The organism is Thiocapsa sp., from assembly GCF_018399035.1.
Lineage (GTDB): Bacteria > Pseudomonadota > Gammaproteobacteria > Chromatiales > Chromatiaceae > Thiocapsa.
Genome location: NZ_CP073760.1, coordinates 4808986 through 4822586, shown reverse-complemented (window position 1 = coordinate 4822586; position 13601 = coordinate 4808986). Strand labels below are relative to the sequence as shown.

Sequence of the window (13601 nt, the reverse complement as noted above, 5' to 3'; positions counted from 1 at the left end):
CAACTGCCCGCAGGGCTCACACCGGTGTCGATCGCCTGATGGACCGATTGCATGACCCTGCCGTCCTTGCCTTGCCGCATCCGGTGCGTGTAGACGCGGCCCTCGGCGTGCCGATCGAAGCATCCTTGCTCGGCGGGGACGCATTGCGCGAACGATTGCGACCCCTGTTTCTGGATCCGTCGGTGACCAGCTCCTGGCTGTTGCGCAACGTGCCCGAGCTGGCGCGGTTGGCCGGACTGCAGATGAATGCGCCGGCGAGCTACAACCTGGGTACATTCCTCTTGCTGTTGGCGCGTGCGCGACTGCGGGTGCATGGTGACCCGATCCTCGCCGTGGCGCCCGCTCTTCAAAGGCTCTTGGGCGCAACGGATCTGACCGAGGGGTTGCCGGTGCGGTTCTTCCGTGCGCCCTACACCTCGGTCTACATCGCCTTCCCGCGCCCCTGTGCGCTGAAGGTCTACAATCGCGCGACCGATCTGCACGAGCTCGAAGGGGCCTATGTCGGCAGCCACGAGGTGCCGCCCCACCACGTCCTGCACGAACGCAAGACCCGCGGGGCCGCCTTGCGGCTGGATCCCGCGCGTCCGACCCGCGTGATCGAGCTGATCTTCACCGGCTCGCCGATCGGCAAGCGGTATGCGCTGGACGATGCCTCGCAGGACGTGACCCTATTCATCCAGGACGAGGACGAGTGTCTGAGCGCCATGCTCGCCCGGCACAATGCCTACTATGCCGCGCCGCGCGGCGAGGATGCCGGGGTGCTGCCGCCACTGCCGGTCGAGATCGCCTGTGCAACGGCGGCAATCTCGGAGCTGGCCAAGGTGCTGCTGTACCTGAACTTGCCCGACGCCGAAAAGCGGCGTGTAACCGAGCGCACGGACCTGGAGAAGCGCCTGCGGGGTCTCGGGCCGAAGAAGGCGGCCAAGATCGGGCGCAAGCTGACCACGGCCTATGACCGGATCCTGATCGGGCCGAGTGCGGAGCCGGATTGGGCGGGCTCGGGGGCGCCGGGCGGATTGCCGCGCGGGGATGATCGGCATGTGAAGCCGCATTGGCGCCGTGGGCACTTCCGGCGGATCCGCTACGGCGAGGGGCTGGCGGAGAGTCGGCTGGGGTGGATTCAGCCGGTGTTGGTGAATGCGGGGGAATTGACCGGGGCCGGCTCCTCGGCGGTCAAGACGAAGCCGTATGTGGTGCGGTGATGCGTCATCTCCGCTTCTCCGGCATGCCGCCATCATGCCGCCTGTTGTGAGCTACCTTTCATCGTGTCATCGAACCGTTCGGCCACTGAAGGGACTACCCGATGCTGCTCAGCCACTGCGAACCCTGTTCCACGTCGTCGGGATCCCGTCTGGCGATCCCGCTCCTGCTCGCCGGAATACTTTGCGCTCCTTGGGCTGCGGTCCGGGCGGAGGCCGTTGCGCCCCCTCCGGTCGATGCTTGCGCGCTGCTGACCAAGGCGGATGTCGAGGCGGTGTATGGCTCGGTTGTCGGGGTGCCCAACGGCAAGGCGCTCGGTAGCGGGCCGTATTGGGCGGCGATGTGCAACTACGACAACGCCCATACCGACGCGCCGATGCTCAGTGTGGGGCTCTTGGTCAAGGCGCATGGTGCGGCTGACCCCGCGCAAGCCTACGCGGAGTATGTGGACGAGTTGCGCCGCGAGCTCGGCGACGTGGCTGTTCCCGTACCCGTCGAAGGTCTTGCCGGACCCGCCGGCTGGGACGCGGATACCGGCCAGCTCACGGTGTTCGAGGGGCCTTACCAGATCATCCTGTCAGCCAGCGGGCGGTTCGCCGGAGATCGGCTGAGCTTCGGGAAGCAGATCGCGGAGCGCGTGTCGGGGCGTTTGCCCAACCCGTAGCTGGCCGAGGTGCCGACCGGGAAGCCGCGCCCTATGCCCGTCATGATGCCCTCTGATCCTTGGGGTAAGGATCGCGCGCTTCGGCCCAGAGTCGTATCTCGCCATCGACGACTCTGATCTTGTAGTCGCCGATCGCTCGGTCGTCCGCGGCGAAGCGGCGTGATCGTTTGCGCTCGACCAACGCCTTGACGAGGATCACCGAGGCAAGGCTCGAGCGTGTCGGATCGAGCAAGGCGTCGAGGAGATCGGTCCTGCCGACGAAATCGGCGAAGACCACGGCATTCCAGGTCGCCCAGCAGACCCTTATCAGGGTCTCGCTTTCGGGGTCTGCCGGCGACAGGCCCATAGGGTTGAGGGTGGGGGTCACAAACGCCAGGAAGGTGGCGGAGATCTTCTTCTGTTTGGTGTTTTTTCGCTTGAGTAGGGACATGGGTGTCGGAGGTCGGATCACGTCGGGATAGAGTGGACAGGACTCGGCATCGCCCTCCGTCGCGACGCTCTCGGTTGGCGCGCGCCGAACTCGGTTACCGATGGGTCGCGGCAGTATCGCGCACGAGCATTGAGGTTGCAGCACCTTGGGCACCGACTGTGAGGGCATCCCGTGGTCGCGTCCATCCCTTTCCGGCAGCCGACCGGGCCGGGCGCGCCCGTGTGGCCACTTCCGGCGGATTCGCTACGGCGAGGGGCTGGCGGAGAGCCGGCTGGGGTGGATTCAGCCGGTGTTGGTCAATGCGGGGGAGTTGGTGGGGGCCGGATCTGCGGGGGTGAAGACCAAGCCGTATGTGGTGAGGTAGGGCATTCCCCGCAGGATGGGATCCAGCTCAAGCGCGGTTCATGATCCACCGGATCACGCATGGCGTTACAGCAAGGGGCATCGACGGCGGCTTGCCCCACCACAACCCGAGGGAAGGATCAGCATGAGCGTTGGACAGAACACGCTGGATTGGCTACGCACCGAGCTGTTCCAGGTCGACGCGGCCTGGTCGGAGGAGACCGAGCGCGGGTTCCGCTGGTGGCCGCACCGGCAGGCTCAGACGCTGGAGGTCATCGGCCGAGAAGCCGGGCCGGACGGTGCGCCGGCGGCTCTGGTGCAAGTTCGCACCGAGCTGCTGCGCGACCTGGATCTCGACGAGGAGGTCTTGGCTGTGCTCCAGGCGGTCATGTTGCGCACGGCGGGGATGGCCGGTCCGGTCTATGACCCGGCGCGCCGCACCCTGGATCTCTGCACACTCGTGCGGGTCTACGCGGACACCGACGGCTGGATGCGGCGTCTGATCGGCCTGGCCGCCATGCTGCAGATCCGTGATGCCGATCGTGGCGTATCGGCCATCGCCGAGGCGGTCGGTGCTGCGCCCGCCCGGAGTGGCCATCCCGAACGGGGCTTGCGCGCGGAGCCGGATGCGTTGATCGCCGAGGCCCTGCTGCGACTCGATGCCGAGGGCCGGGCGGCGTCACGCTGGCCGGGCGATGAGTTCGTGCGCTTCGCCGAGACCTATCTGGACCAGTCCCCTGCCCTTTTGGGTACCGGGGACGCGACGGGTTTTACGGTGGAGTTTCCCCACGGCAAGCGCGCCTCCTCGCTCTGCGAGGTCGCCACGGATCAGACCCACCCCTGGCATGGCCACGGCTTGGCGTTGCGGCAACGCTTCCCCGTGTCGGTGACATCGGACGTGGAGGGGCGGCACCTGGCGCTCGAGCTGAATGCTCGCGCCTTGAGCGAGACCCCGATGGGCTACGGGTTCGGCAGCTTCGGCTATGAGGAGGGGACGCTTGCGTTCCAGGCGTTCTTCCCGAACACGGCCTATCGGCCGGGATTGGTGACGAATCTCTATCTGTCGTGCGCCGAGCGGGCGCGGATGCTGTCGGTGCTGCTGACCGGGGTGGATTGGACGGAGGCGTCGTTCGACCCGGGGCGGTCGGCGGCGAGCGGTTGGATTCAGCCGGTGTTGGCGAACGCGGATGAGTTGGTCGGAGCGGGCGCGGCCGGGGTGACGACGACGCCGTATGTGGTGCGGTAGGCACGGCGGCAACGGATCGAATCAGGCGGTTCATTCATCGGGAGATGACGATGGCGCTGACCACTCCAGCAGAAACCTTTGCCGAGGGGCAGGCCGCGATGACCAACGGCGATTGGGATGGCTTCTTCGGCACGCTGGATCGCGATGATCTGATGAAGATCGCCGCGAACGGAGTGAATCGCCTGGTCGGCCAGGGTCCGAGCGGCGCCGCCATTCTCCGCGACCTCGGTGCCGAGCACTCGATCAACGCGGAGATGGTCACCGAGCTGATTGCCGGCGTGGAGCGCATCGTATCCTCGGCCCGAGCCGCAACACCGTCCGCAGATCACCGGGCGATCGTCGGCGGGTACGAGGATCTGCTCAAGCGGATACTGAAAGGAATCGCCGATCCGGGGTGGTTTGCGGCGGCGTTGGAGCGGACGTTTCGCGCGGCCGGTTCCGGCCGCTCGGTCTCGTCGTCGCTTTTCGTCGGCGAGCGTCTGGAGGGGGTCGAGATCGATGGCAACCGAGCATGGGGCACCCGACGTCTCGCCGGTGGCGAGGACGAGGACATCGGATTCGCCAAGCGCCGTGGCGGCTGGTTCACCCGGTTGTTGGCCCGTCGACCACGCGCGAGGGGCCTGAGGCCCGGCGGCGACACGCAGTCGCCTCACTCCGGGGACCTCGATACATGACCGGCGATGATCCGCTCCAGTCGTTGTATCTCGCCATTGCGCGCTCCGATCAGCCCGACGGGGCGCGCCGCATCGCCGTGCTTTGCGCGGCGGGTGTCCATCGCGATGCTGTGTTCGAGAACGGTTGCACGCCGCTGACCGAGGCCATCCAGGGCGGCATGGGCAGCTCGCGCGCGGTTCAGGTGCTGCTCGCGCACGGTGCGGACCCGAACCGGCGCGATCGCAATGGTTGGACGCCGTGGGGCGCCTGTTTCGCGGCCCGCGACAATCCGGTGGTCGCCAAACGGCAACAGCGGATCGCCGATCTGCTGCTCGAGCACGGCGCCGATCGCGGCGACGAGCCGGCCCTGTTGCTGCAGGAGGCGGTGCTCGCCGGCGACTCGGATCAAGTGGAGGCTCTGTTGGCGCAAGGTGCGGCGACGGATGCGCCCTTTATCGACCTGATCGGTTGCGCGGTGATGAGGCAGGATGTTGCGATGCTGCGGCGGCTCCTTCAGCACGGACTGTCGCCGGACGGTCCGCGCCATGCCGCGCAGGAGCCACCTCTGGTGCAGGCCGCCCGCGACGGTCAACAGGCCCTCGTCGAGCTCTTGGTCGCGGCCGGGGCCGACCTCTTCGCCGTGGCCTATGGCGACCCGCGCGCGACCGCCGCTTTCCTCGCGCGTGATGCAGGCCATACGGCTCTCGCCGATGGGTTGCAGGCCGCGATGGACCGGGGCCGATCTGCCTCGCCATCCGAGCAACCACCTGCGCCCCCTGCCAAGTTCGCGGCACTCGCCGAGCAGCATACCGGCGGTCCGAATGTCGGGTTGACGACCGAGGCCCTGGTCCGGCAACTGGAGCTGTGGGATCAAGGCTATGGCGTCACGGTCAGCGAGGTGACGGACAACGCCCTGCGGGTCGCCTTCGCCAGGCTCCCGCGCGACCTGTCCCGGTTGATCGCGTCGCTCGGCGCGCTCTGCCCGGAGCTGCTCGAAGGCTACGGCGACGCAGCCGGTCTGGCGCGCGTCTCGGAGACGGCACAGCGAGAGGGCTGGTGGACACCGGCGGCGGCAAAGACGATCGCGGCGGCCGACCCGGAAGACCCGTGCTTCATCGCATGGGTGCTGGGCCGATCGCTGAAGGCCAGGCATTCGATCGCCTTGTGGTGGGACTGAGCCCATCCGGCAGGCTCCGATGTGTTACCCCGGACGCGCGCCGATGCGACCATCGGACGCCGGCGCGCGAATCCCCGACCTGCCGCCATCGGATAAGAGGCCAACTGCACCATGCACACGAATCTCGACTGCTATCCCTGCTTTCTGCGCCAGGCGTTGAGCGCAGCGCGCCGTGCCGGCGCCACGCCCGATCTGCAGCGTGAGATTCTCCTGGAGACACTGGAGCGGCTACATGCACTGCCCCAGGAGGCCACGCCGCCGATCATGGCGGATGACATTCACCGCCTGGTGCGTACGCGCACCGCAAACCCGGACCCCTACCGGGAGGCCAAGGCCGAGGCGACCCGCGAGGCATTGGCCTTGCTGCCCGTGCTCCGCGAGCATGTTGACAGGGCGGCCGATCCGCTCGACATCGCCGTGCGTATCGCTATCGCGGGCAACATCATCGATCTGGGCGCGTCCGAAACCTACGATCTGGACGAGACATTGGCGCGGGTGCTCGCAGCGCCCCTGGCGATCGATGGGCTCGCGGCGTTGCGTCATGCGCTCGGGTCTGCAAAGGTTGTTCTCTATCTGGCCGACAACGCCGGGGAAACGGTCTTCGATCGGGTGCTGATCGAGCACCTCGACCGGCCGGTGACCTACGTCGTGAAGGGCGGCCCCATCATCAACGATGCCACCCGCGAGGATGCCTTGGCTGCCGGGATCGACCGGATCGCCGAGATCATCGACAACGGCTCGCAAGCGCCCGGTACGGTGCTCGAGCAGTGCGCCGAACCCTTTCGCGAACGCTTCGCCGAGGCAGAGCTGATCATTGCGAAGGGGCAGGCCAACTACGAGACGCTCAGCACCGTGTCGGCACCGGTCTTTTTTCTGCTGCAGGCCAAATGCGCGGTCATCGCCGCCGATCTGGGGGTCGCGTCGGGAGCGCTTGTGGTCAAGGGGCCGACCTCGTCATGAACGCCCGAGGGCAAATGAAGAGCGATCGACGTCTGCGTACCGGCGAGAAGCTCGGTTGGATCGGCGGTTGGGTCGGTGCCTTCTGCTGGATCCCGGTGCTCGCCATCCTGTTCGCGTTCCGTGGTCAGCAGGTCGATGCTCTGGTCGGCCTCGGTCTGACCGGGCTGGGGGTCGGCGCGGCCGTCGTCTTCAGTCCGTGGCGTTATCCCCGGACCCGCTATTGGCGGCTGATGGTGGCACCGTATCTCCTGTTCATGGCTGCGCTGCCGTGGTCGATCCGGGCTTTCGGGGTCGAGGATAGCGAGCTGATGCCTTGGTGGGTGTTTCCGACGCTGGTCCCCATGCTGCTGCCGGTCCTGATCATCGGGCGGCGGCGGTGGTGCGATGGTTGATGCCTTGCGTCACGGTCGGTCGGGAGGACATCCAGAAGTGACAGGCTCACCCCCTGAGCCACCGACGGGCGCATCATACGGACAGACAGGACTTCGACAATCGGCGACGGAGACGCAGGATGACCGAGGCAATACCGACTAACCCGCCAGCAGACGACGACAAACAGGGCCTCGCCCGACTCGCCCAATTCGAGGACTGCGCTTCGGCGATCGACGGGCTCTTTCAGCAGGCGCTGACGACAACCGGGGCCGGCGCCTTCGACGCGTTCCTGAACTTCGTACGCAGCTTCAAGAGCCTCTCGGTCTACAACGCCATGCTGGTCAGGGTCCAGCGGCCGGGCGCCGCGGCGGTGGCCAGTCGCCGGCAGTGGCGCAAGCGCGGTCGCACCGTCCTGCCCGACGCCATCCCGATCGTCCTCCTGCAACCGTTCGGGCCGGTGCGCTTCTTCTACGAGGTGAGCGATACGGAGGGCCGCGAGATCCCCGGCGAGAAGGCGTCTTCGCTCTTCGCCGACGGGGAGCTGCCGCAGGCGGTTTACGACAACACCCGCAAGGCTGCGGAGAAGTTCGGGATCACCGTCGTCGAGACCGACCAGTATGGGGCTCTGCTGGCGGGCACCGCGGCCGGGATCACGCTTCAACCGACACTGGATCCCGCCCAAAAGGCGATGCCGTATCGGGTGAGGTTAAACGCCAAGCATGATCTGCCGACGCGCTTTGCGACCCTCGCCCACGAGCTGGGACACATCTACTGCGGGCACGTCGGTCGGGACCGCAAAGGGCGCTGGCCGGATCGATCCCGTTTGCCGGTCGAGCTCTGCGAGACTGAGGCCGAGGCGGTCGCCTGGCTGGTGTGCCAGCGCAACGGGGTTCAGGCGCGCTCGAAGGACTATCTCGCTTCGCTGATCGGCCAGGTCGATCTGGCGCAAGTCAGCCTGTACGCGATCTTCGAGGCGGCGAACCGGGTGGAGTCGCGGACGCAGCCGGTGGAGCGGACATAGCGACCGGCTTGACTATGGCCGATGCCGTCAGCGATCGGTGTCGAGCCCAGACCAGGAGTGCTGTGATGGCCACCGAAGACCCCCACGACCTGAACCGATTCCTCCGGGCGCAGGAGCACGACTACGCCCCTGCCCTCGCCGAGATCCGCTCGGGCCGCAAGCGAACGCACTGGATGTGGTACATCTTCCCCCAGCTCGACGGGCTCGGGTTCAGCGAGACGGCACGGCGGTATGCGATCCGCGGTCTCGACGAAGCGTGGGCGTACCTGGAGCATCCGGTGCTCGGGCCGCGGCTCGTCGAGTGTGCCGAGGTGGTGCTGGCAGTTCAGGGACGCTCGGCGCGGGAGATCTTCGGGACGCCGGATGATTTGAAGCTGCGCTCGTGTGTGACGCTGTTTGCGGAGGTGTCGCCGGCGGGGTCGGTGTTTCGGCGGGTGTTGGAGGTGTATTTCGGGGGTGAGGCGGATGGGAAGACGTTGCGTCTCTTGGACCGTTGACGGCGGCGAATACTGTCCCGCACCAACAGGGATGATCTGAGTCTTGCCGATGATGATGTGGGTCTTGCCGTTGCCGAAGAACTGGTTGATCGATGGACATCCCTGTCCTTCGTTATCCCTTACTGGCTGCCGGCTAGGACAGCCAGGATCCACAAGATCGCTGCTGCGATCTGTAGTCCACTTGCTAGGTCCATAAAGGAACCTCCTTGACAAGTTCACTTGTTCTTAGGAGGACCTCCGGGTAATCTGAAGGCGGCGAGACCTGTAGACCAACCGTCTGCCCTCGGTAGAACTGGTTTACGCCTGGAGCCCCATGGAGCGCTAACTCCATGGGGCTTCGCCTTTTTGGCCGTGTCAGGCCAGAGATCCGATAGTTATCAGTAGCTCATCCACTATATGTTGTGTGCGGCCACTATAGCGCCAACTAGATGATGTGTCGAACCAACTCACGGGAAGTTGATCGGCGTCAACCCGAGGTCAAAACACAGTAGCGGTGCTATGTTTTTTTGGTGACGAGTTGAAGTGATGTCTCATGCGTCCGCGAGGTTAGGAGAGCGGAGCGGTCTGGTAGCAAAATGACCTGTCTTTCACCTCGCATCCTAAGCACCATGCTGGCATCGTTCACCGCAGATGGATCAAGCCTTGGAAAGACGCCGTCAATCAGCTTAGCTTTCGCTCAAAGACACTGTTGAAACGCCTTCATGAGCTACCCCGGGCGTGAGCCGAAAAGACCACGTATCCTGCCGAAAGTAAGGGGATTCACCGAGGACACGACGGCGTAGAACGTGGCCTCTCCGATCGCTACGCCGAATTCCGCGTTGGCTGATGCGGTGTCAAATGTTCTTGAACCAATCCTCGTCGATGTCGACGCGCTCGACCATCTCCGTCCTGATGCCGAGTCCAAGCTCTTTCAGCTTGTCGATGAGCTGCTCGCCGTCCATCAGATCGATCGGCGGTGCGCCGTCTCGGGTGGCCTCTTTGGTTGCTTCGCTCGTGAAGGTGCCGGTCGTGACGAACAGACCCCGGTCCGCTCTGCCGACGAGTGCCCCGCGGAAGTCTCGAATCGCACTCGGCGATACCGAGCCCTGGTATCGCTTGCACTGAAACATCACGTGAAAGTTGAGCAGACCACCGATCTGCATGATCCCTTTGCCGTCGATGCCGCAATCGCCGCTGCGGCCTGTGACCTCGACCTTCACGAAACCGGACTCCCGCAGCATCCTCTTGACGAGCCGTTCAAAGGCATCCGGACTCATCCCCTTCGTCAAGACTTGATGGAGCGAGGCCCGCCAGTTTTCCGCGGCCTCGGGCAGATCCTCGTCGATTGATCCAATGGACTCTTTTGTCGAGCGCTCGCGGCGGTGGAGCTCCTGGACCGTCTTGACGACGTCTGGAGGATCAACGGTTTCGACATGCTGTTGTTCCGGGACAATGACCCAAACCCCGCGGTTCGAGTTGTTCAGCACCCCGAATTTCTTAAGGTATGTTCGCGCCCATGCCAAGCGGTACTCCAACTCGGTCTGGCTACTCTTCTCGGGGTTGTGGAGAGTGTTCAAAACGCTCTCCGGAAGCTCCAGTGATTCGGTGACCTTGGTTCCGATTTCGGCAATCGAGCCGGATCCTCCAAGGTCGCGGAGCGCCTTTAGGAGAGGGTTCATCAGCTCGTGAAACTGCGGGATCTGCTGGTCTTTTGCCATGCCCAACTCCTGGACTGTCTGCTCATCAGCGAGAAAGAATCCACTGCACGAGCTTCTCAGATCCATGCTCGTCCAGGATGTGATCATGCAGATCGGATGCTTGCGCACCGCAGAACGGGCACTGCTCTGGACCAAGGGCAGGCAAGAGTTGCTTGGCCGTCTGCACCTGCTGTTTCGCCTTGCGCTGCTTAGGTTGCTCCTTTGGACTCGGCTTCTTGGAAGCCGCCTTGGGCCTTTTCTCGCTGCCATTGGTGGCCGCCAAAGCCGGGTGTGCCTTCGTGATGTGCGCGCGCAGTTTTTTGACGAGCGCTCCGCACTCGGGGCATTTCGCCAATTGCGTGGTCGGTGTGGTCTGCCGTGGCGTCCCTTGGCTCTGTTTTCCCACCTTTTGTGACTGGGGGCGCAGCGGTGCGGGTTTGACCAGGGGTTTCAGAGGTTCGCGCGGCTTAGGTGATTTCCCTTGGCTCTTGTCGAAATAGCGGGCGCGGTCGGCAAACGATCCGGTCGGAGGAAGATCCACGAAGGCTGATTCGGAGCCATGACGTCTGGCCCGAGCGCGCCGATTCTCCATATCCCAGTTCAATCGGTTACCGCCCATCGGGACCTCCTGAAAGGACAGAAACGAACAGCCTATCCGGCCAAGAAACCTTTATAGGGCACGTTACTCGCTGCCCACAACCGGCAGCTCCCGCGCCGTCCCCTTCGCCCGCCTCCGCACGTCGCGCAACGCGGCACCAAACGCATGCCCCCGATTCATATCCAGATTCAACGGCAACGACAGCCCCGTAATCAGCTCCTCCTCCAACACCCAAGGCGCCGGATCCACAACCCAAGTCACGAACGCGTTATCCGCCATCCACCCCGACAGCGCGCCCTCCCCGTCCGCAAACGTCATCCGCTTGCCGCTCCCCACCCGCCGCAGCTCGATACCAAGCGTCTCCGAGAGCAGACACCCGAGCGTGAGCCGCAGGGTCGAGCCCTCAGCATTGCCGCGGTAGTGATAGCGCACGCGATCGACGAGCCGCTGGCTGCTGGGGCGCGCGCCGTTCTTCGGTGGCGCCTTCGGGGCGATGCCGATGTAGAGCAGCGTGAGTTCCCCGCAGCGTCGACAGTCAGCGGTCGGCACGCCAGGCGGAATATCGCGGAAGTACCAGGCGTAGACGCCCGGCTCGCGCGGGACCGGCGAGGGAGAAGCGAGAACCGCTGCGCGTGACCAGAGGCGCGCAGGGGCAAGAAGCTCGGGCGGCAGCGTCATGCCCTCAAACCCGAACACAACCGAAGCCGAAAGCGGCTGGCCTGCCGATCACGATGCGCACGTTTGGCTCATCCATTGAGCGTGAGCCTCGATACCGTCTCGTACCAGTGCTCCTCCCCGACCAGCGCGATCCGATGCCCGCGTTCCCGCATCGCGACGGCACTTTCGATCTTGCGGCCGTAGCTGGAATGGATCCAATCCCGACTGCCGATGGAGCCGATCACCACGATGTTGGTCTTGAGGGTCGGTGCCGTGCAGACCTTTGCGCCAAGCGAGCGGACCACCTGCTGGACCTGGCTGCGCGTGCCGCTGGCGAACGTGCCGGTGAAGCAGTAGGACCAGCCGTCGAAGGTCAGGGTCGGTGGTGGGTCGTCGAGCGGCAGCGCGGTCGACATGCTGGCGGCCGACTCACCGAGGACCGGCGCCCCGGTCAAGTCCAGCAAGGTGGCGAGCAAGTCGCGCTCCTCGTCGGAATCCATGACGCCGTCGGCCAAGACCTCCTGAATCCGCTTGTACAGCACGACCGCAGGCCACTGCTCGGCGATATGGCGATGCCGATCGAGCCAGTCGGCGAGGAATCGCACCTCCGATTCGACCAAGACGCCATCGGCGAGTACACCTCGACAGAGCCCGATGAGCTCGTCGATACCTCGATCGCTCAAGCGCGATTGGCTGAACCGGCTTGGCGGTTGGCCGTCTTCATCCAGCATGCCTATCTCCTTGTCAGACCGATCATCCCGAATGATCTCTCCTGTCTCTCCCGGCGGCCTGGCGACGGTGCCGTATCTCGTTTCCGGCCCTGCCACAAGCTGCGGACATTGCCCTAAGGATAGCACCCACAGTGCTGGTTGATGCAGAAGTCGTTGCCCATTGATCTAGCCGACTCCTCGTCACGCGGCTCCAGAGTCGGTGGCAGGGTTGAGCGGATGCGATACATGGTTGTCGGTCATCCGGGGCGAGGGAACCGCGATAGTTCGCCACATCCCCGCCGGGTGCTAACCTGCCGCATGCGCAGCGGATGCTCGAAGGCCGGTCGGTTCCATGCGTCATTTGAGCATCTACCGACCTCTCGGGAGAACCGCTCTCGTCCGTGATCAGGGCTCGGCCGTCGAGCCCCCACCCCACGACGGAGGTTCCAAGATGTCCCGAGAAGGCGAACTCATGCGCAAGGCGTTTCGCAAGCAACTTGTTCCCGTGCTCGCTGCGGCCGGTTTCGTCGGCAAGTCCATCCACTTCATGCGGCTAAGGGACGACGCCCAGGATCTGCTGTCGATCCAGTATTGGAAGTACGGCGGCAGCTTCATCCTTGAGTTTGGCCGGAGAGATCGAGGACCGCTGCTAACCGCATGGGGGCCGGTCATCCCCGAGGAGTCGCTCGAGGTCGCCTACCTGCCGGTAGGAGATCGTGCACGGCTCCAAGAGCGCGACGCACGGTCGGACGACACCTTTGCGGGCTTCAGCTTCGCCGGCTTCGGGGAGGATGTCGCCAAGTACGAGCGGCTGGCATTGCGGGTGGCGGGCGACCTTCCGCAGGTGGATGGGTGGTTGTCGCGTCGCGAGGTCGGCCCTGATATCGCTCCGTTCGCCGGGGCCTGAGCTCGCAAGAGCGATCGACCTCGGCTGTGGTCAGCCATCGGGAACCCATTGCGGTCGACTTGCTCAACCCGGAGCGGGACTTGGACTGCACGCCGGACGGAGAGGCCGCGCGACAGGATGGGATATGTGGCAACACGTCACCTGGCTCCGCCTACCCTGCCTTGAGCCCCCTTTGTCCGGCTCAGGTCGAACATCGGATAAAGACCTACCATAACACTAGGTATATACCACGGAGTGTCTGCGGTATTCGTTGAAGCCTGCTGGACCGTTCCAATCTTCGGGATCGTTGGTACGACAGACCAACGTCAACCAAACGATCAATCGAGGTGACAACGATGAGCGATGAAGCACTGCATTCCTGGAACCGCCGTGCCTTTTGGACGGCTGTGGCGATTTGTTTGATGCCTCTTGTGCCCTACGCCATCCTCGGCGGTTCCTGATACCTCTGCGGCGCGGCGTCGGCCGCGCCCAATTGACGACGACGGGGCCG

Annotated in this window: 15 protein-coding genes; 10 read left to right on the top strand and 5 right to left on the bottom strand. The window is 64.8% G+C overall.

From position 1 onward, the window contains the following. Window positions 1–38: 38 nt before the first annotated feature. Both KFB96_RS22045 and KFB96_RS22040 read left to right on the top strand, forming a co-directional pair. A complete protein-coding gene (locus KFB96_RS22045; protein ID WP_213456752.1) occupies window positions 39–1202 on the top strand; it encodes a hypothetical protein in 1164 nt (387 codons plus the stop codon). 101 nt (window positions 1203–1303) lie between these two features. Further along, the gene (locus KFB96_RS22040) at window positions 1304–1864 is read left to right on the top strand and encodes a hypothetical protein (protein ID WP_213456754.1); all 561 of its coding nucleotides are present in this window, start codon (window positions 1304–1306) and stop codon (window positions 1862–1864) included. A gap of 40 nt (window positions 1865–1904) precedes the next feature. On the opposite strand, the gene KFB96_RS22035 is transcribed toward KFB96_RS22040, so the two are convergent. Further along, window positions 1905–2294 carry a hypothetical protein gene (locus tag KFB96_RS22035; RefSeq protein ID WP_213456756.1) on the bottom strand — a complete coding sequence of 130 codons (390 nt, stop codon included), beginning with the start codon at window positions 2292–2294 and terminating at the stop codon, window positions 1905–1907. Between the two features lie 487 nt (window positions 2295–2781). Between KFB96_RS22035 and KFB96_RS22030 the strand changes: the two genes are divergently transcribed. The 7 genes from KFB96_RS22030 to KFB96_RS22000 all read left to right on the top strand — a co-directional run bounded on the left by KFB96_RS22030 (window position 2782) and on the right by KFB96_RS22000 (window position 8563). Next, entirely contained in the window at window positions 2782–3882 is a 1101-nt protein-coding gene (locus KFB96_RS22030) for a hypothetical protein (RefSeq protein ID WP_213456757.1), read from the top strand. 50 nt (window positions 3883–3932) lie between these two features. Further along, window positions 3933–4556: a hypothetical protein gene (locus KFB96_RS22025; RefSeq protein WP_213456759.1), complete on the top strand. Its 624-nt coding sequence runs from the start codon at window positions 3933–3935 to the stop codon at window positions 4554–4556. After that, complete coding sequence (locus KFB96_RS22020) at window positions 4553–5713, top strand: ankyrin repeat domain-containing protein (RefSeq protein ID WP_213456761.1); 1161 nt, start codon at window positions 4553–4555, stop codon at window positions 5711–5713. Before KFB96_RS22025 ends, KFB96_RS22020 begins: the two co-directional genes overlap by 4 nt. 111 nt (window positions 5714–5824) lie before the next feature. Then, the gene (locus tag KFB96_RS22015) at window positions 5825–6673 is read left to right on the top strand and encodes an ARMT1-like domain-containing protein (RefSeq protein ID WP_213456763.1); all 849 of its coding nucleotides are present in this window, start codon (window positions 5825–5827) and stop codon (window positions 6671–6673) included. A gap of 14 nt (window positions 6674–6687) precedes the next feature. Then, window positions 6688–7065, top strand: a complete 378-nt coding sequence (locus tag KFB96_RS22010; RefSeq protein WP_213456765.1) for a hypothetical protein — start codon at window positions 6688–6690, stop codon at window positions 7063–7065. 119 nt (window positions 7066–7184) lie between these two features. Further along, window positions 7185–8066, top strand: a complete 882-nt coding sequence (locus KFB96_RS22005) for an ImmA/IrrE family metallo-endopeptidase (RefSeq protein WP_213456767.1) — start codon at window positions 7185–7187, stop codon at window positions 8064–8066. A 65-nt stretch (window positions 8067–8131) separates the two neighbouring features. Then, entirely contained in the window at window positions 8132–8563 is a 432-nt protein-coding gene (locus KFB96_RS22000) for a DUF1810 domain-containing protein (protein ID WP_300970744.1), read from the top strand. Window positions 8564–9396: 833 nt separating this feature from the next. Here the strand turns inward: KFB96_RS22000 and KFB96_RS21995 are convergent. The 4 genes from KFB96_RS21995 to KFB96_RS21980 form a co-directional block, all read right to left on the bottom strand. Beyond that, on the bottom strand, window positions 9397–10260 hold the full coding sequence (locus KFB96_RS21995; RefSeq protein ID WP_300970743.1) for a restriction endonuclease: 864 nt from the start codon (window positions 10258–10260) through the stop codon (window positions 9397–9399). Window positions 10261–10285: 25 nt separating this feature from the next. Next, entirely contained in the window at window positions 10286–10858 is a 573-nt protein-coding gene (locus tag KFB96_RS21990; protein WP_213456771.1) for a hypothetical protein, read from the bottom strand. 63 nt (window positions 10859–10921) lie between these two features. Next, a complete protein-coding gene (locus KFB96_RS21985) occupies window positions 10922–11533 on the bottom strand; it encodes a GIY-YIG nuclease family protein (RefSeq protein WP_213456773.1) in 612 nt (203 codons plus the stop codon). A gap of 50 nt (window positions 11534–11583) precedes the next feature. Then, complete coding sequence (locus tag KFB96_RS21980) at window positions 11584–12225, bottom strand: BRCT domain-containing protein (RefSeq protein ID WP_213456774.1); 642 nt, start codon at window positions 12223–12225, stop codon at window positions 11584–11586. Between the two features lie 430 nt (window positions 12226–12655). Between KFB96_RS21980 and KFB96_RS21975 the strand changes: the two genes are divergently transcribed. Continuing rightward, a complete protein-coding gene (locus tag KFB96_RS21975) occupies window positions 12656–13111 on the top strand; it encodes a DUF4304 domain-containing protein (RefSeq protein ID WP_213456776.1) in 456 nt (151 codons plus the stop codon). The last annotated feature ends 490 nt before the right edge of the window (window positions 13112–13601 follow it).